Genomic DNA, 17,098 nt, shown 5'->3' on the forward strand with positions numbered 1-17,098 from the left:
CATACTCAGCAACAGGTATGAAACACTATACTTATATCGGTTAACTCGTGGTTCATTATATTTACCATTAAAATTACGTCAAAATCCTACGCTAGGTAATTTTTTTACCGCAGGTCTCAGCTTGACGGAAACTGAATAGTTCAAATAACCTTTATTAATAATTTTGTTAAAAGGGATGTTCTAAAAAAAAATAAGCAATAAACTAACCCCTCCTCCACTTACTGGTTTCTTCGAAAACGTGTTCCAGGATTTTTTTATCTTCTTCTGAGAATTCAATATTTCGACGTCCCAAAACGATTTCAGCAACTTCAAAAGCTTTTTGGGTTTTGTAAGTTGTCATTCCGGCGCTGCCACCCCAACTAAAGCTGGGAACAAAATTCCGTGGAAAGCCGGCCCCAAAGATATTAGCGCTTACACCTACTACCGTTCCGGTGTTGAACATTGTATTTATTCCGCATTTACTGTGGTCCCCCATCATTAATCCACAAAACTGTAATCCGGTTTTAGCAAAACCTTCAGTCTCATAATCCCAAATACGAACTTCAGCATAATTATTTTTCAGGTTGGAATTGTTGGTATCCGCGCCAAGATTGCACCATTCGCCTAAAACTGAATTCCCCAAATATCCGTCGTGACCTTTATTGGAATTCGCAAAAAGCACAGCATTATTAATTTCACCGCCACCTCGACATCCTGGGCCTAAAGTTGTAGGCCCGTAGATTTTAGCGCCCATTTTTACCAAAGCACCTTCGCAAACCGCCAAAGCACCTTTTATAAGGCTACCCTCCAGGACTTTCGCATTTTTTCCAATATAAATTGGCCCGGTGGAAGCGTTAAGGGAGCAGTTCTCTACCTCCGCACCTTCTTCCAGGAAAATCCTTTCCGGATTTTTAACGTAATTGGAACCGTGAATGGGTTGAGATTCTCTGTCTTTGGTTATAATTTCAAAATCAGCTTCTATAGCTTCACCGTTTTTTGAAAAAATATCCCACGAATTATTTATTTGAATCACCCCTTCAGCCAGTTCTATTTGTTCATAATCATCCAAAGCCACTTCCTGATCTTCGTAAGCGTGAAAAGCTACAATATCTTCCTTATGGAAAATCGCCTGATTGGGTTTCAGGTTTTGTATTTGCAGTAAAAATTCAGGATTTGGTAAAAAGGAAGCATTTATCATCACGTTTTCCTCCAGTTCTACCATTGGCCATTTTTCGGCTAAATAATCTTCAGTAACTGTAGAGGTGGTAGATTTTAAGAGGAATTCCCATTTTTCCCGTATAGTAAGGATCCCAATCCTTATATCGGCAACAGGCCGTGTAAAGGTGAAAGGAAGCAAGCGGTTCCTGGCAGAACCGTCAAATAATATATAATTCATCCGCACAAATTTAGGGTTCAAAAATACAAATAAACTGTCTTGGAGCAAGCTTACCGGGCTTTAAGTTGAAATATTCAAGACAATTTCGGCCCATTTGGCAAGAACAACTCAAAACCCTTAAGTGAATTTTTAAAAATTTTGCACAAAAAAAGTCGCCTTTAAAAAAGCGACTTTTTGAAATTATATATAACAAAAAACTTATTTCTTAAATTTCTTGTACTTGTTCTTAAACTTGTCAATACGTCCGGCGCTATCAACCAACTTGGTTTGCCCGGTATAGTATGGGTGAGAAGTTCTGGAGATTTCCAACTTGATAAGTGGATATTCTGTACCGTCTACTTCTATAGTTTCTTTAGTGTTTGCGGTAGATTTGGTAATAAATACGTCTTCGTTAGACATATCTTTAAATGCTACCAATCTATAATTTTCCGGATGGATTCCCTGCTTCATCGCTTTAGTTCTTTTAATTTTCGAGGTGCAAATTTAAGTAATTCAATTATAAAAACAAGGGATAGACAAAATTATTTTTAATTCTTCTGCAATGTAACGTTTTCTTATATTTGCTTACTAACCGGTTACAACTAAACAATCTTAATATATGGAAAATTCTACCTCAGTCAAATCGGTTGCCTATCCTTATGGGATGGTTCTTGCAATTTATTCTATCTTAGTCCTTGTTCTTATTTATGCTTTTAATGTAGCCCAGGATAATTGGATAGTTGGAGTTATAAACACTCTTGTCTCAATAGCTATATTTGTCTTAGCGATTAAAAAATTCAAGGAAGACAACAATGGTTTTTTAAGTCTCAAGGAAGCCTTAAAAGTTGGTTTAGCGGTAGCGGTAATAAGCGGAGTAATTACTGCAATTTATTCATTGATTCATTATAACTTTGTATACCCTGAGTTTTCAGAAATGATGTATGATAAAGCAGTTTTGGAAATGAGCGAACAAGGCGTCCCTGAATCTCAGCAATCCCAGGCTCTGGAAATGACAAAAATGTTTACTAGCCCCTGGTTTTTCGCCACTATGGCCCTTGTAGGAAGTTTATTCTTCGGGTTTATAATATCATTAATTACAGGGTTAATTCTAAAAAGAGAAAATCCTGCACATCAATAGAAATAAAATAATGCAGATTTCCGTCGTTATTCCTCTTTTAAACGAAGAACAATCTTTAACCGAATTATATAATTGGATCGCAAAAGTAATGCGATCCAATTCCTTTTCATACGAGATCATTTTTATTGATGATGGCAGTACCGACGATTCCTGGAAAACCATTGAAGCTCTGCAAGAGAACGACAAGGCGGTTAAAGGAATAAAATTCAACAGAAACTATGGGAAATCCCAGGCACTTCATGCTGGTTTCCTTAGAGCTCAGGGCGATGTCATCATCACTATGGACGCCGATCTACAGGATAATCCTGAAGAAATCCCCGATCTCTACAAAATGATTACCGAAGAAGATTACGACCTGGTTTCGGGATGGAAAAAGAAACGATACGATTCTGTGGTTTCTAAAAATATACCTTCAAAGATTTTTAACGCTGCGGCGCGTAAAACTTCTGGAGTAAAATTGCACGATTTTAACTGTGGTTTAAAAGCCTACCGACAGGCAGTAGTAAAGAATATAGACGTTTATGGCGAAATGCATCGGTATATTCCGGTATTGGCAAAAAACTCGGGTTTCACTAAAATCACCGAAAAAGAAGTACAACATCAAGCCCGTAAATACGGAAAAACAAAGTTTGGCGCCGAAAGATTTATCAACGGTTTTTTAGATTTAATAAGCATTTGGTTTCTTTCCAAATTTGGTCGCCGGCCTATGCACCTTTTTGGAGCTTTAGGCGTGTTGATGTTTATTTTCGGTTTTCTTTCCGCAGGCTGGATTGGTGTCTCCAAACTTTACAAACTCTATAATGGTTTACCCAACGTTCTGGTAACCTCAAACCCCTGGTTCTATATCGCCCTGGCGGTAATGATTATTGGTACACAACTTTTCCTCGCCGGTTTTTTGGGGGAACTCATTTTACGTTCTAAACGCGAAAAGGACCGCTACCTCATCAATAAAACCACCCCAAATTTATAATGCTATTAAGGCATTAATCCTTATTTTTGTTTATCTAAAACTATAATTATGGCTAAAAACAAACCAGAAATCATGGCTAAGGCTCAAGCCTGGCTTACCGATATTTTCGACGTAGACACCCATAAAGAGATTAACCGCCTTATAGAAAATAACCCAAAAGAGCTGGAAGAATCCTTCTACAAAAATGCCGATTTTGGAACCGGTGGTATGCGCGGCATTATGGGCGTAGGCACCAACCGGATTAATAAATATACCCTCGGAAAAAACACCCAGGGACTTTCAAACTTACTGAAGAGTGAATTTAAAGGCGAAAAGCTTAAAACTGCCATCGCTTATGATTGCAGAAAAAACTCCAAAGAATTAGCACAAATGGTGGCTGAAGTATTTTCAGCAAACGATATTGAAGTCTACCTTTTTTCTGAGCTTCGTCCTACCCCGGAACTTTCTTTCGCGGTAAAATATTTAAATTGTCATGCGGGCATTGTACTTACCGCAAGCCACAATCCGCCGGAATATAATGGTTACAAAGTTTATTGGCAGGATGGTGGTCAGTTGGTGCCGCCACAAGACACTAAGCTTGTAGATATTATCAATAATCTTGAATTTGATGAAGTTAATTTTAAAGCCCAGCCAGATTTAATTCACAGTATCGATAAAGAAGTTGATGAAGCTTTTCAAAATGACTCAGTTAAAAACGGAAGCTTTGATACCCCGACTTCAGCAAAAGACAATTTAAAAATAGTTTTCACTTCTTTGCACGGGACTTCCTCTACTACCAATCCACAAGTTTTAGAAAAAGCCGGTTATAAAAATGTATTTATAGTAAAGGCACAGGAAAAACCAGATGGGCAGTTTCCAACTGTAAAATCTCCAAACCCTGAAGAACCGGAAGCATTGAAAATGGCGCTTAAACTTGCCGAAGAAAAAAATGCCGATATCGTAATTGGCACCGACCCCGATGGTGACCGTTTAGGTGTTGCCGTTCGTGATTTAAACGGAAAAATGATTCTCCTTAACGGAAACCAGACTATGCTGGTAATGACCTGGTTCTTGCTGGAACAGCATAAAAAACAGAATAAACTTTCTGATAATTCTTTCGTGGCTTCTACGATTGTTTCCACGCCAATGCTTAAAAACATTACCGAAGATTTCGGCGCCCAATATCACGAGGTCTTAACCGGATTTAAATGGATAGCGAAATTAATAAAAGACAATCCTTCATTGGATTTTGTTGGTGGTGGCGAAGAAAGTTTCGGCTATATGGTTGGGGATTTTGTTCGCGATAAAGATGCTGCAACCGCTACCCTTCTGGCATGCGAGATCGCAGCACAAATGAAAGCGAAAGGAAGTTCTTTCTACGAGCAACTTCTAAAACTTTATACCGAATATGGCCTTTACCGGGAAGAGCTTATTTCTTTAGTTAAGAAAGGCATTGAAGGCGAAGCTGAAATAAAGCAAATGCTCATCGATTTAAGGGAAAATCCGTGGAAAGAAATCGACGGGGAAAAAGTTGTTTTAATTGAAGATTATCATACTTCTAAGGCAAAAAATCTGCAGGAAAAAATTGAAGAAGAAATTCATATTCCTAAATCTAACGTGCTTATTTATTATACCGAAAACGGAACTAAGATCGCCGCAAGACCAAGTGGTACCGAGCCAAAGATCAAGTTTTATATCAGTGTGAACTCTCAGTTAGATAAAATTGAAAATTTTGATGCCGAAAATGCTAAACTTGCAGAAAAGATTAAGCGCATTAAAAACGAATTACAACTGGGCTAAGGCGCTCTAATCTATGACGTATTTAAAGAAGATTCTTCAGTTTGCAAAACCCTACAAACGTTTTGCAATACTAAACATCATCAGTAATATATTTTACGCCCTCTTTAGCACCCTGGCGTTTATTTCATTTATTCCAATGCTTAGGGTGCTTTTTCAGGAAGAAGAGCCTATTAGCACAAAACCGGTGTGGAATGGAGAATTTGGCGGATTAAAAGATTTCGCAAACGATTATTCTAATTACTTTCTTAACCAACAGGTAGAAGAACACGGCCAACTTGCGGCGCTGGTGAGTATTTGCATCACGGTAATCGTTCTCTTCTTTTTAAAAAACCTTTTCAATTATCTGGCGTTATATTTTATAGCCAATCTCAGAAACGGAATGCTTAAAGATATTCGAAACCGTATCTACGACAAGATCGTGGATCTACCTATTTCCTTTTTTTCTGAAAAACGAAAGGGAGACTTTATTTCAAGAATTACCAGTGATGTTCAGGAAATACAGACTTCCTTTTTAAGTATGCTCGAGCTTTTTGTAAAAGAACCGCTTACCCTAATTTTCACATTAGCAGCAATGATCGCACTTAGTCCGAAATTAACGCTGTTTGTTTTGGTTTTTTTACCGCTTTCTGGTTTATTAATATCCACCATAGGAAAAAAATTAAAATCGCAATCTACCCGGGCGCAACAGGAAAATGCAAATTTTCTAACTATTGTAGAAGAATCACTTTCAAGTTTAAAAATTATTAAGGGTTTTAATGCTGAAGAAAAATTTAAATCTAAATTCTACGATAGCACCGGTCGTTTAAACCGAATTTTAAATACACTCTTACATCGCCAGAACTTAGCTTCTCCCATGAGTGAGTTTTTAGGTGTGGTTGTAATCACTATAATTTTATGGTTTGGCGGAAGAATGGTCTTGATAGATAATACTATGGATGCTTCAACTTTTATAGGATTCCTGGTATTGACCTACAATATTTTAACTCCGGCCAAAGCGATTTCAAAAGCTACCTATTCCATCCAAAAAGGAAATGCCAGTGCAGAGCGTATCCTGGAAATCCTGGAAACAGAATCCACAATTCAGGATCATAAAAACGCGATAAAGAAGCAAAGCTTTGATGAAAATATTGAAGTAGAAAACATCAACTTTAGGTACGAAAAGGAGAACGTGCTTAAAAATTTTTCCATGCAGGTAGAAAAAGGAAAAATGGTTGCGCTTGTTGGCCAGTCAGGTAGCGGGAAGTCTACTATCGCTAACCTTATAACCCGTTTTTACGATGTTAATGAAGGTATGATTAAACTTGACGGACACAATATTAAAAGAATTACAAAAAAATCCCTTCGTAATTTAATGGGACTCGTAACTCAGGATTCTATACTTTTCAACGATACGGTAAAAAACAATATTGCGTTAGGAAAAAATAATGCAACCGAAGAAGAAATAATTGAAGCCTTAAAAATCGCCAATGCCTGGGAGTTTGTAAAGGAGCTTCCTAATGGACTTGAAACTAATATTGGTGATAGTGGTAACAAATTGAGCGGTGGACAAAAACAGCGCCTTTCAATTGCCCGTGCAGTGCTTAAAAACCCACCCATTATGATTCTTGACGAAGCTACCTCTGCCCTGGATACCGAAAGTGAAAAACTGGTACAAAAAGCCCTGGAGAATATGATGAAGAACAGAACTTCTATTGTGATCGCTCACCGACTTTCCACTATTCAAAATGCCGATAAGATTATCGTACTTCACCGAGGCCAAATTGTAGAACAGGGAAAACATTTGGAGTTGCTCGCTAAAAAAGGTACTTATCAGAAACTCGTAGAAATGCAGTCTTTTGAGTAAAGAGCTAAAATAATGCCTCTCGGGGCAAGCCCCAAGAGGCATTATTGGAAAATATATCTTGATTTCAAGGCTAGCCCGCCTGATTAGGGCAGTCCTCGGAACTCCCGATATTTATCGGGATAAATCTGGATTATCGGGTAAATAACAAAACATAAAATCTCATTAAATAAAAATGCCTTTATTAAACGGATATTTCCGCAGTAAAGGCATTTTCAATAATAGTAACTTAAAAAGACTATTCTTCTACAATAAATTTACCTTTCATCACAGAATAGTGACCTGGGAAGCTACATATAAATTCGTATTCTCCGGCTTCTGGAGCTTCAAATTCTATGGTTACTTCTTCTCCGCCACCAATCATTTTAGTGTGCGCGATAACTGCATCAGTTCCTTCAGGAATATAATCGTTATCCTTTGCCTGAACCGCTTTTTGTCCAAATTCATTAATTACGGTACCCTGAGTTAATAAAACCCAGTTGTGACCCATAACGCTTTTTTCCATCTCCCCAACGTGTTTTAAAGTAAGTCGAACGGTTTTCCCAGCCTTTACTCTAATCTCGTCTTTGTTAAAACGCATCTGGTCGTTTCCTTCAATAGTAACTTCAACCACATCCTCATCTGCAGAAGTACCGCTTTCCGAAGATTTAGTGGTAGTTTGCGATTGTGGGCTGGCGCCATCACCAATCGTGATTTTATCTTCTTTTTCTTCTTTTTTATCTCCGCAGGCAATCATTGCCACGGCTCCCAAGACCAAAATAGATTTACTTAAAAATTTCATTCTTAATTATTTAATGTTTGTATTTAGTTTTTATGCTTTATCAAAGATAAATTAATTTTACTTGTTAAATGATTTCAGTAACGTTTTTTCATAAAAGCGCAATAATCAAAATGCCTATTATACCCTCATTTTGCTAAAATCCATTATCTTCATAGATTGAAAACAAAACCACATTCAATGAAAAAAGGAATTATAAAAAGCCTGGGGATCTTTGCGCTGGTAGCAGGATTTCAAACAAATGCCCAGGAACAAACCGAAGACTTAAAAACTATGGATAATATTTTACTTGCCGAATGGACCGGACCCTATGCCGGAGTTCCCGCTTTTGATGAAATGAAGGTAGATCTGGTAAAACCGGCTATGCTTAAAGCGATGAAAATGCACCTGGCGGAAATTGATGAAATCACCGGCAATCCAGAACCGGCAACTTTTGAAAATACCATCGTGCCTTTTGAAGATTCGGGCGATCTTCTAGATCGTGTTTTCACTTACTATGGAATCTTTAGTAGCAATGTTTCCAGTCCCGAATTCAGGGAAGTTCAACGGGAACTTTCTCCTGAAATTTCTGAATATAGCTCAAAGATTTCACAAAATTCTAAACTTTTTCAAAGGATTAAAACAGTGTTTGAAAATTCACAGGAAAATCCTTTACCGGCACCCGAACAACGTGTAATTAATCTTATTTATGAAGAATTTGCAATGGAAGGTGCAAATCTTAATGAAGAGGATAAAAAGCGTTATGCTGAAATAAATAAAGAGCTTTCTGAATTATATACCAAATTCTCCAATAATGTCCTGGCGGAAGAAGAAAACTACATTGTTTATTTAAACGAAGATCAACTTAACGGGCTTCCGGAATCTTATGTAAAAGCTGCAGCCAGCACCGCTGAAGCCAACGGCGAAGCAGGAAAATATGCGGTAACCAACACCCGCTCTTCTATGGATCCGTTTTTAACCTATTCTGACGAAAGGGAATTGCGGGAGAAAGTATGGAATAATTATTATTCCCGTGGAGATAATGATGATGAGTTTGACAATAATGATGTCATAAAGAAGATCCTGAAACTTCGCGACGAACGTGTAGAATTATTAGGTTACGATAATTACGCCCAATGGCGCTTACAAAACCGAATGGCCAAAAATCCTGAAAATGCCATGGAGCTTATGGAAGCTGTTTGGCCTGCCGCACTGGCCCGGGTTGAGAAAGAAGTAAAAGATATGCAGGCAGTAGCCGATCGTGAAGGCACAGATATTACTATAAAGCCCTGGGATTATCGTTATTATGCTGAAAAAGTAAGAAAAGAAAAATACGATCTTGACAGTGAGGAAGTAAAACAATATTTAGAACTTGGCAACCTAACCGATGCACTTTTCTATACCGCCGGGGAACTTTTTAATTTCTCATTTAAACCGGTAGAGGAAGGCAGTGTTCCTGTTTTTCACGAAGATGTAAAAGTTTGGGAAGTAAACGATAAAGACTCAGGGGAACTTATCGGGCTTTGGTATTTAGATCCTTTTGCCCGCCAGGGAAAACGTTCCGGGGCCTGGGCAACTACCTATAGAAGTTATTCGGAACTGGAAGGAGCCAAACCTGTTTTGTCTTCCAACAATTCCAATTTTATTAAACCAGCACCGGGAGAACCCGTTTTGGTTTCCTGGGACGATGCTACCACATTCTTTCACGAATTCGGACATGCCTTACACTTTTTAGCGGCAGATATTAAATATCCTACCCTAAACAGCGGCGTTCGTGATTATACTGAATTCCAATCGCAATTACTCGAGCGCTGGTTATCCACAGATGAAGTGATAAACCGCTTCCTGAAACACCACGAAACCGGCGAGGTCATTCCTGAAGAATTAGTAGCTAAAATTAAAAAAGCTTCTACTTTTAACCAGGGATTTGAAACTACCGAATTTTTAGCCTCGGCTTTAATGGATATGAAATACCACACTACAGATCCTGATAAAATTGAACCCAGAGAGTTTGAAAAAGAAACTTTGGATGAACTTGGCATGCCAGATGAAATTGTGATGCGCCACCGTTCCCCACATTTTGGGCACGTATTTTCGGGTGAAGGTTATGCAACCGGATACTACGGTTATTTATGGGCAGATGTATTAACCTCTGATGCCGCCGAAGCTTTTGTTGAATCTCCCGGAGGATTCTACGATGAAAATATGGCAGAAAAACTGGTTAAATACCTGTTCGCTCCGCGAAACGCAATGGATCCGGCTGAAGCTTATCGTAAGTTTAGAGGCAGAGATGCTAAAATTGATGCTTTAATGCGCGATCGAGGTTTTCCTGTTCCTGAAACACAAGAATAGACTATTCAAACAAAGATTGAAAAAAACCTGCCAGGAAGATCTTTTCCCAGGCAGGTTTTTTTATACCCAAAAAGACTCTCCTAATTATTTTATGTTGCTCATTTTTTCCGTTGATGAAGAAACGACTGCATTCCTCTCGTTTTTACTCGTCGGATGCAATATAAATCAAGGCTTACGAAACTTTATCTAAATTTATCGCTCGATACCTAAATTTTAGGAACTCGTTTCTCTAAATTAATAAGATGAAAATTATAAATGTATATATAACAACATATTACCCTCACAAAGGCACAAAAAAAGCCATCAGCAAAAAACTGATGGCTTTAGTATAAAATAAAATTTGTTGCTTAGAACATCTCTCTTCCTGAGAAATGGAAAGCAGCTTCAATCTGTGCGTTTTCGTCGCTGTCACTTCCGTGAACGGCGTTTTCACCAACAGATTTCGCGTATTTCTTTCTTATTGTACCTTCAGCAGCATCTTCTGGATTCGTCGCTCCAATTAAAGCTCTGAAATCTTCTACAGCATTGTCTTTCTCCAATACAGCCGATACGATTGGCCCGCGAGTCATAAACTCTACCAACTCTCCAAAGAAAGGACGTTCGTTGTGTACTGCATAAAATTCCTCAGCATCAGTGGTAGTCATTTGAGTCATTTTCAAAGCTACGATTCTAAATCCTGAAGCGGTAATCTGCTCTAATATCGCACCTACATTCCCGGCTTCTACAGCATCGGGTTTTATCATGGTGAATGTTCTTTTTCCTGCCATTGTTTGGTTTTTTAAATTTCGGCAAAATTAATTAAATAAGCTGCAATTACAAGCTCCTTTAGGTTTTATATAAATTTAGCTCTCAGGCAGCTGCAGTAATAGAGCTTTTTTAATTTAATCTTTATACTTTACCGAATATTCCTGCTGAAGTTTATTACCTACACCACGCATTTCCATCTTAACTTCTCCTGAACCAAAATCAAATTTCAGCAAACCAAAACTCAAATTGCTTACCACCTCTCCTACTCTGTATTGGTTGGGTTCCCCATTAAAATTAGTATAAGAATGAGTCATCCCGCTGGAAGTAAAATCTACCAGCTTATAGTCCAATCCTTCCATTTTCTTTTCTGAAAATTCTGAAATATGCCGATCGCCGCTAAGGATAATCACATTTTTAGCTTCTGAAGTTTGCAAAAGCTTTTCCAGTTTTTCTACTTCTGAAGGAAAATTTCCCCAGGTTTCCCATCCGTGTTCTGCTGAAAGTACCTGGATTGAACTTAAGACCAAATTATAATCGGCGGTACTATTTAATTCATTCTCCAGCCATTCCCATTGCACAGCTCCTAAAATCGTTCCCGAAGTATCGGGATCGTATCTTTTGTTAGCATCTTTACTTTTTTGTAAATCTGATCTAAAATAACGTGTATCTAAAACAATTACTTTTAAAGTCTTTCCGGCTTCTTCAAAATCTGCTGAATGGTAAATACCTTTTCTCTCACGCCGGATATCATCTTGTGGGACATCAAAAAAATCAAGAAACAACTGCTGACTTTCTTCTTTATATTCCCAGTCTTTCCCGGCATCATTCTTACCATAATCATGGTCGTCCCAGGTTCCTATAACTGGAGTGTTCGCTAATAACTTTTTATAATCGGGATGGTTTTTCTGCGTTTGATAATCGGCTTCCAGCTTGGCCATATCATCTGTATCGGCATAAATATTATCGCCGCCCCAAATAAAAAGGTCAGGCTTTTCTTCTATGATTGCTTCCCATAATGGCTGGGGTTCACCCTGCCGGTTACAACTTCCGAACGCGATTATATAATCATAAGCTTCAGAAGCATTATTCGTTATATTTTGAGAGGCTTTTTGATTACTTCCGCAGGAAATAAATAGAAAAAAGCTTAAAAAGAGCGATAAAATTACCTTCATTTTTTGTTGATTTGTTGAATACAAAAATACAGATTGGTTTATTAACCGGGTATTATTAAATTGTATCTTTACTCAATGCTAGCTAAGCGAGGTTTTAGTATTTCTAAGCTTTGTGTGCCAATGTTATGAGTATTTAACTCAAAACCCTGGGGATTTACTCTAGGTAAATTATACTAAGTGAGATTTGAAATATTCTAACGAATACGTTGCTATATTTCATTTTTTCAACTTAATACCTTGAGAATATGCCTCAGGTGTTTTACATTACGATATGATAGAACAAGCAATTTTAGAGATCACCGCCGAACTTTCCCAGGCAAAAAACATAGTAATTGTACCGCATAAAGGACCCGATGGTGACGCCATGGGCTCTACTTTGGCACTTATGCATTTTTTAAGAAATAAAGGCCATAAGGTGCACGTGATCACACCGAACGATTATCCGAAATTTTTAAAATGGTTGCCCGGAAATGACGAGGTAATTATTTATGAAAAAGATAAAAGCAAAGCCGAAAACCTTATAAATGAAGCCGATCTTGTCTTTGCGCTGGATTTTAATCATTTAGACCGTTCTGGCGATATGCAGGAGATTTTAACAGCCTCTGAGGCAGTTTTCATCATGATAGATCATCACCGCGAACCTTCCGATTTTGCAAATTATACTTACAGCGATGCCGAAATGAGTTCAACCTGCGAGATGGTATATCATTTTATAGATAAATTGCGGGCAGTACCAAAAATTACTTCGGAAATCGCGACCTGTCTTTATGTAGGGATCATGACGGACACCGGATCTTTTAGGTTTAGCGCTACCAGCGCCAAAACCCACCGCGTGATCGCCGATCTTATTGATAAAGGAGCTGTGAATTATGAAATTCATAATAATGTTTTCGATACATTTAATGAAAGCAGGTTGCAACTTCTGGGAACTGCATTGCAAAATTTAAGGGTGAAGCCAGAATATAAAACAGCTTACATTAGTTTAACCCAGGAAGAACTGGATAAAAATAACTTTCAGAAAGGCGATACCGAAGGTTTTGTAAATTACGGCCTATCTATAGAAGGCGTGGTTTTTGCTGTTATTTTTATCGAAAATAAACAGGAAGAAATCATAAAAATTTCATTCAGATCCAAAGGTGAATTTAATGTGAATAAATTTGCCAGGACCCATTTTGGTGGAGGGGGGCACAACAATGCAGCCGGCGGAAAAAGCGACCTTTCTATGGAAAATACCATAGTAAAATTTAATAGTATCCTTCCAGAATATAAGGAATTACAAAAATGAAACCAGCATGATGTTAGACGCTAATAATTTGGCTACGTACAATTAGAATTTATTTTTCTGTAGTTAGATTATTATAAGCCTGTGACGAATTCCACATTGGGATAAAATAATAAACAGATGACAAGATATTTAGTCTTTATCGCAATTTTTACTTTGGGAGCCTGTAAATCTCCTGAAGCTCGGTATCCCGTAACCCAAAAATCGGGTTCGCACATCAGTGAGTCTATTGTAAAAAATCAGGAATTACTGGATAAAGAAATAAACCTTATCGAGGGTGTGATGAACGAAGATTCTACGAGCGAATACCAATCTTCGCAAGATGGATTTTGGTATACTTACAACAAAAAAAGCGAAGATACTGCTAACACAATCACTCCTGAATTTGGGGATATTGTAGAGTTCGATTACAGTATCTCCACATTAGACGGCCAGGTAATTTATGCCGAAGGTGAAAAGGCGACAAAAACTTATGCTATAGATCAGGAGCAACTTTTTAGCGGCCTGAGACAAGGTGTTAAACTAATGAAAGAAGGAGAAACGGTAACCTTTCTATTTCCTTCTTATAAAGCTTATGGATATTATGGTGATAAAAATAAAATAGGCACTAATTGGCCTATAAAAACCAAAGTCACGCTTAATAAGATTACAGAAAAAGAAGAAATACAAAATCAACAATAAGTTAAACCCAGGGCCAGAAAGGGCCTTTTAATTTTTATACTAAATGAGAACCAGTAAATTTCTATTACTTTTTGCCATGGCATTTACCATGATTTCGTGTAATGACGAATATCCCGATTTACAAGATGGGATGTATGCTGAATTTAAAACCAATTACGGAACTTTTGTAGCCGAGCTCTATCACGAGCAAACTCCAATTACCGTTGCCAGTTTTGTTTCCCTTGCTGAAGGCACAAACAAAATGGCAGACAGTACCCACAAAGGAAAAAATTATTATGACGGACTTACATTTCATAGAATTATAGACGGTTTTGTAATTCAGGGGGGCGATCCTACCGGTACTGGTAGCGGCGGCCCGGGTTATAAATTTCCCGATGAAATTGTAGACAGTTTAAGTCACGATTCTAAAGGAATTTTATCTATGGCCAATGCTGGTCCCGGCACTAACGGAAGTCAGTTTTTTGTAACTCTTGCTCCAACCCAAAATCTTGATGGCAGGCATACTGTTTTCGGTAAGGTTGTAGAAGGACAGGATGTTGTAGATTCTATTGGAAAAGTGGAAACCGGTCCCCGCGATAAGCCCGTAAAAACGGTTACCATGGAAGAGGTAAATATCATTAGAAAAGGAAAAGCTGCAAAGAATTTTGAGGCGCCAAAAGTTTTTGAAGCTGAATTGCAAGCAATAAAAGATAAGGAAGATGCTGAAGCTAAAAAACGCCAGGAAGCTAAAACTACTATGGCTCAGGAATTTGAAAGTCATGAAGATGAAGCTGAAACCTTAGATAGCGGATTAAAAATTTATTACGAAGAGGAAGGTGACGGCGAAAAGCCAAAAACCGGCCAAATGGTAGAAGTTATTTATGAAGGCTATTTTAGCGATGGTGATATCTTCGATACAAATAAAGAAGAATTAGCTAAAGACATGGGCTTGTTTAATGAAGCTAGAAAAAGCCAGGGCGGTTATGGTCCCATGACTGTAGTTTACGGTCCGGATGCGCCAATGATCCCAGGTTTTAAAGAAGGTATTCAACAACTTAAAGTTGGTGATAAAGTCCTGCTTTACATTCCAAGTCATTTAGGTTATGGTGAAAGAGGCGCCGGTGGCGTTATTCCTCCAAATACCGACCTTGTTTTTAGAGTTGAGTTGGTAGGAATACAGGAATAATTTCCTAATTAAAAATAAGAAAGGCTGTTTGAATTGTTGTCTCTTTCGTCATCCTGAATTTATTTCAGGATCTAGTTTCAAGAACTTAGAAGCTGAAATAAATTCAGCTTGACGTTAGAAAATGACTACTCAAACAGCCTTTTTACTTTTCAAATATTCCGTGTTATTTCTTCGGAATATTCTTTAAAACTTCAATTAAGAATTTCCAGTATTTTTGGGCTGAAGTAATACTTGCGCGTTCATCGGGGGAATGCGCTCCCCTAATTGTAGGTCCAAAAGAAATCATATCCATCTCCGGGTAATGATTTCCAATTATTCCACATTCCAATCCAGCGTGACAGGCAGCAACATCTGCTTTTTCATTATGCAGCTTTTGATACAACTCATCTACCACTTTTAAAATAGCCGAATTAGGATTTGGCGCCCAACCGGGATATTCCCCAGATAATTTCACCTTAAACTTTGCCAGTTCAAAAGTCGCCTCCAAACTATTGGCCAAATCGTCCTTAGAGGATTCTACCGATGATCTCGTAAGGCAATTGATCTTAACTTTCCCATCTCCAACTTTTACACTGGCGATGTTATTGGAAGCTTCAACTAAACCTTCAATGTCAGGACTCATTTTGTAAACGCCATTATGCGCTGCAGAAATCGCCTTAATAACCTCTTGCTGATCCTCAACTTTCATCACCTTATTTGGAACTTCGCTTTCAGAAATTTCAATATCCATATTGGGTTCCAGGGAAGCAAATTCGGCTTTAAACTCCCGAACCTGTTGAATAATTTCGGTTAAAAAAGTTTCGGTATTCGACTTATCTACAACCACAATAGCTTCACTTTCGCGTGGAATGGCATTTCTTAATCCGCCACCTTTTATGCTGGAAACCCGCAAACCGAAATCCCGGTTAGAATCAAAAAGCACCCGAGCCATAATCTTATTGGCATTAGCCAGACCTTTTATAATATCCATCCCTGAATGCCCGCCTTGCAAACCTTTCACTTTTATGATATAACCAACAGAGTTATCGGGTGTATGTTCTTCCTCATAATCCCTAACTGCAGTAATATCTACACCGCCAGCACATCCAATTCCTATTTCATCATCTTCTTCGGTATCCAGATTTAAGAGAATATCTCCCTGAAGTAAATTAGAATCCAAACCTTTGGCTCCGGTCATCCCGGTTTCTTCATCTATAGTAAATAAAGCTTCAAGAGCCGGATGCTCAATATCTTTACTTTCCAGGATTGCCATCATACTGGCAACTCCAAGACCGTTATCGGCACCAAGGGTTGTTCCTTTAGCACGCACCCAATCACCATCTACATACATATTAATCCCGCTGGTTTCAAAATCAAAATCGGTATCGTTGTTTTTTTGGTGCACCATATCTAAATGGGCCTGCAACACAATGGGCTTTCTATCTTCCATCCCCGAAGTGGCTGGTTTTTTTATTACCACATTTCCGGTTTCGTCTACCAGGGTCTCCAGGTTAAGATCGTTCCCAAACTTTTTCATAAACTCAATTACCCGCTCTTCTTTTTTAGAAGGTCGTGGTACTTCATTTAGATCAGTAAATTTATTCCATAAGATTTTCGGCTCTAATTCCCTTATTTCTTCGTTCATTGTTTTATATTTTGGTCTTTCACAAAGGTATTGGTAATAAACAAAGAAGGAAAATTTACAGGCTTTTTAAAACTTATTTAACCAAATGGAGAACAGTTATTTAAGATTTTAAGTCGTGTTTTGCTAATAATTGTATTTTTAAAAAGTAAACTACCTAGGAGAAACTCCTGAGGCATTTATAGGAAATAATGTTATTAATTTCGAGGCAAGCCTCGGAGAATCAAATCTCGATTATCG

Annotated in this window: 14 protein-coding genes; 8 read left to right on the forward strand and 6 right to left on the reverse strand. The window is 38.0% G+C overall.

The window, feature by feature from the left end; translation table 11 throughout:
• Positions 1 to 202: 202 nt before the first annotated feature.
• The gene (locus LB467_RS11330; RefSeq protein ID WP_224474154.1) at positions 203 to 1,375 is read right to left on the reverse strand and encodes a GlmU family protein; all 1,173 of its coding nucleotides are present in this window, start codon (positions 1,373 to 1,375) and stop codon (positions 203 to 205) included.
• Between the two features lie 198 nt (positions 1,376 to 1,573).
• Positions 1,574 to 1,825, reverse strand: coding sequence for a type B 50S ribosomal protein L31 (locus tag LB467_RS11335; RefSeq protein WP_079722006.1), 252 nt, complete (start codon positions 1,823 to 1,825; stop codon positions 1,574 to 1,576).
• Between the two features lie 148 nt (positions 1,826 to 1,973).
• Here LB467_RS11335 and LB467_RS11340 point away from each other — a divergent pair, with 148 nt between their 5' ends.
• From LB467_RS11340 to LB467_RS11355, 4 genes are read left to right on the forward strand one after another with little or no spacing between them, the layout of a single operon-like run.
• A complete protein-coding gene (locus tag LB467_RS11340) occupies positions 1,974 to 2,492 on the forward strand; it encodes a DUF4199 domain-containing protein (RefSeq protein ID WP_224474155.1) in 519 nt (172 codons plus the stop codon).
• Between the two features lie 10 nt (positions 2,493 to 2,502).
• Complete coding sequence (locus tag LB467_RS11345; RefSeq protein ID WP_224474156.1) at positions 2,503 to 3,462, forward strand: glycosyltransferase family 2 protein; 960 nt, start codon at positions 2,503 to 2,505, stop codon at positions 3,460 to 3,462.
• A gap of 48 nt (positions 3,463 to 3,510) precedes the next feature.
• On the forward strand, positions 3,511 to 5,241 hold the full coding sequence (locus tag LB467_RS11350; protein ID WP_224474157.1) for a phospho-sugar mutase: 1,731 nt from the start codon (positions 3,511 to 3,513) through the stop codon (positions 5,239 to 5,241).
• A 13-nt stretch (positions 5,242 to 5,254) separates the two neighbouring features.
• A complete protein-coding gene (locus LB467_RS11355; RefSeq protein ID WP_224474158.1) occupies positions 5,255 to 7,084 on the forward strand; it encodes an ABC transporter ATP-binding protein in 1,830 nt (609 codons plus the stop codon).
• Between the two features lie 235 nt (positions 7,085 to 7,319).
• Here LB467_RS11355 and azu read toward each other — a convergent pair whose 3' ends face one another.
• Positions 7,320 to 7,862 carry an azurin gene (gene azu, locus LB467_RS11360; protein WP_224474159.1) on the reverse strand — a complete coding sequence of 181 codons (543 nt, stop codon included), beginning with the start codon at positions 7,860 to 7,862 and terminating at the stop codon, positions 7,320 to 7,322.
• A 177-nt stretch (positions 7,863 to 8,039) separates the two neighbouring features.
• Between azu and LB467_RS11365 the strand changes: the two genes are divergently transcribed.
• Positions 8,040 to 10,190 (forward strand): M3 family metallopeptidase, encoded by a 2,151-nt coding sequence (locus LB467_RS11365; RefSeq protein ID WP_224474160.1) that lies wholly within the window; start codon positions 8,040 to 8,042, stop codon positions 10,188 to 10,190.
• 347 nt (positions 10,191 to 10,537) lie between these two features.
• On the opposite strand, the gene LB467_RS11370 is transcribed toward LB467_RS11365, so the two are convergent.
• Together LB467_RS11370 and LB467_RS11375 are read right to left on the reverse strand one after the other, a co-directional pair.
• Positions 10,538 to 10,957: a nucleoside-diphosphate kinase gene (locus LB467_RS11370; RefSeq protein WP_224474161.1), complete on the reverse strand. Its 420-nt coding sequence runs from the start codon at positions 10,955 to 10,957 to the stop codon at positions 10,538 to 10,540.
• A gap of 114 nt (positions 10,958 to 11,071) precedes the next feature.
• The gene (locus LB467_RS11375) at positions 11,072 to 12,109 is read right to left on the reverse strand and encodes an alkaline phosphatase D family protein (protein ID WP_224474162.1); all 1,038 of its coding nucleotides are present in this window, start codon (positions 12,107 to 12,109) and stop codon (positions 11,072 to 11,074) included.
• A 271-nt stretch (positions 12,110 to 12,380) separates the two neighbouring features.
• Here LB467_RS11375 and LB467_RS11380 point away from each other — a divergent pair, with 271 nt between their 5' ends.
• The 3 genes from LB467_RS11380 (at position 12,381) to LB467_RS11390 (ending at position 15,237) form a co-directional block, all read left to right on the forward strand.
• Entirely contained in the window at positions 12,381 to 13,394 is a 1,014-nt protein-coding gene (locus LB467_RS11380) for a DHH family phosphoesterase (protein ID WP_224474163.1), read from the forward strand.
• Between the two features lie 117 nt (positions 13,395 to 13,511).
• On the forward strand, positions 13,512 to 14,072 hold the full coding sequence (gene gldI, locus LB467_RS11385) for a gliding motility-associated peptidyl-prolyl isomerase GldI (protein ID WP_224474164.1): 561 nt from the start codon (positions 13,512 to 13,514) through the stop codon (positions 14,070 to 14,072).
• 43 nt (positions 14,073 to 14,115) lie between these two features.
• Positions 14,116 to 15,237, forward strand: a complete 1,122-nt coding sequence (locus LB467_RS11390; RefSeq protein ID WP_224474165.1) for a peptidylprolyl isomerase — start codon at positions 14,116 to 14,118, stop codon at positions 15,235 to 15,237.
• A 163-nt stretch (positions 15,238 to 15,400) separates the two neighbouring features.
• On the opposite strand, the gene LB467_RS11395 is transcribed toward LB467_RS11390, so the two are convergent.
• Positions 15,401 to 16,861: an aminoacyl-histidine dipeptidase gene (locus LB467_RS11395; RefSeq protein ID WP_224474166.1), complete on the reverse strand. Its 1,461-nt coding sequence runs from the start codon at positions 16,859 to 16,861 to the stop codon at positions 15,401 to 15,403.
• Between the last annotated feature and the right edge of the window lie 237 nt (positions 16,862 to 17,098).

The organism is Salegentibacter tibetensis (genome assembly GCF_020164485.1).
Lineage (GTDB): Bacteria > Bacteroidota > Bacteroidia > Flavobacteriales > Flavobacteriaceae > Salegentibacter > Salegentibacter tibetensis.

Bases quoted from the DNA above. Each gene is read 5' to 3' on its own strand.
- LB467_RS11330 (WP_224474154.1), bottom strand. From the start codon at position 1,375: ATGAATTATATATTATTTGACGGTTCTGCCAGGAACCGCTTGCTTCCT.
- azu (WP_224474159.1), bottom strand. From the start codon at position 7,862: ATGAAATTTTTAAGTAAATCTATTTTGGTCTTGGGAGCCGTGGCAATG.
- LB467_RS11340 (WP_224474155.1), top strand. From the start codon at position 1,974: ATGGAAAATTCTACCTCAGTCAAATCGGTTGCCTATCCTTATGGGATG.
- LB467_RS11335 (WP_079722006.1), bottom strand. From the start codon at position 1,825: ATGAAGCAGGGAATCCATCCGGAAAATTATAGATTGGTAGCATTTAAA.
- LB467_RS11370 (WP_224474161.1), bottom strand. From the start codon at position 10,957: ATGGCAGGAAAAAGAACATTCACCATGATAAAACCCGATGCTGTAGAA.
- LB467_RS11380 (WP_224474163.1), top strand. From the start codon at position 12,381: ATGATAGAACAAGCAATTTTAGAGATCACCGCCGAACTTTCCCAGGCA.
- LB467_RS11355 (WP_224474158.1), top strand. From the start codon at position 5,255: ATGACGTATTTAAAGAAGATTCTTCAGTTTGCAAAACCCTACAAACGT.
- gldI (WP_224474164.1), top strand. From the start codon at position 13,512: ATGACAAGATATTTAGTCTTTATCGCAATTTTTACTTTGGGAGCCTGT.
- LB467_RS11345 (WP_224474156.1), top strand. From the start codon at position 2,503: ATGCAGATTTCCGTCGTTATTCCTCTTTTAAACGAAGAACAATCTTTA.
- LB467_RS11350 (WP_224474157.1), top strand. From the start codon at position 3,511: ATGGCTAAAAACAAACCAGAAATCATGGCTAAGGCTCAAGCCTGGCTT.
- LB467_RS11365 (WP_224474160.1), top strand. From the start codon at position 8,040: ATGAAAAAAGGAATTATAAAAAGCCTGGGGATCTTTGCGCTGGTAGCA.
- LB467_RS11395 (WP_224474166.1), bottom strand. From the start codon at position 16,861: ATGAACGAAGAAATAAGGGAATTAGAGCCGAAAATCTTATGGAATAAA.
- LB467_RS11375 (WP_224474162.1), bottom strand. From the start codon at position 12,109: ATGAAGGTAATTTTATCGCTCTTTTTAAGCTTTTTTCTATTTATTTCC.
- LB467_RS11390 (WP_224474165.1), top strand. From the start codon at position 14,116: ATGAGAACCAGTAAATTTCTATTACTTTTTGCCATGGCATTTACCATG.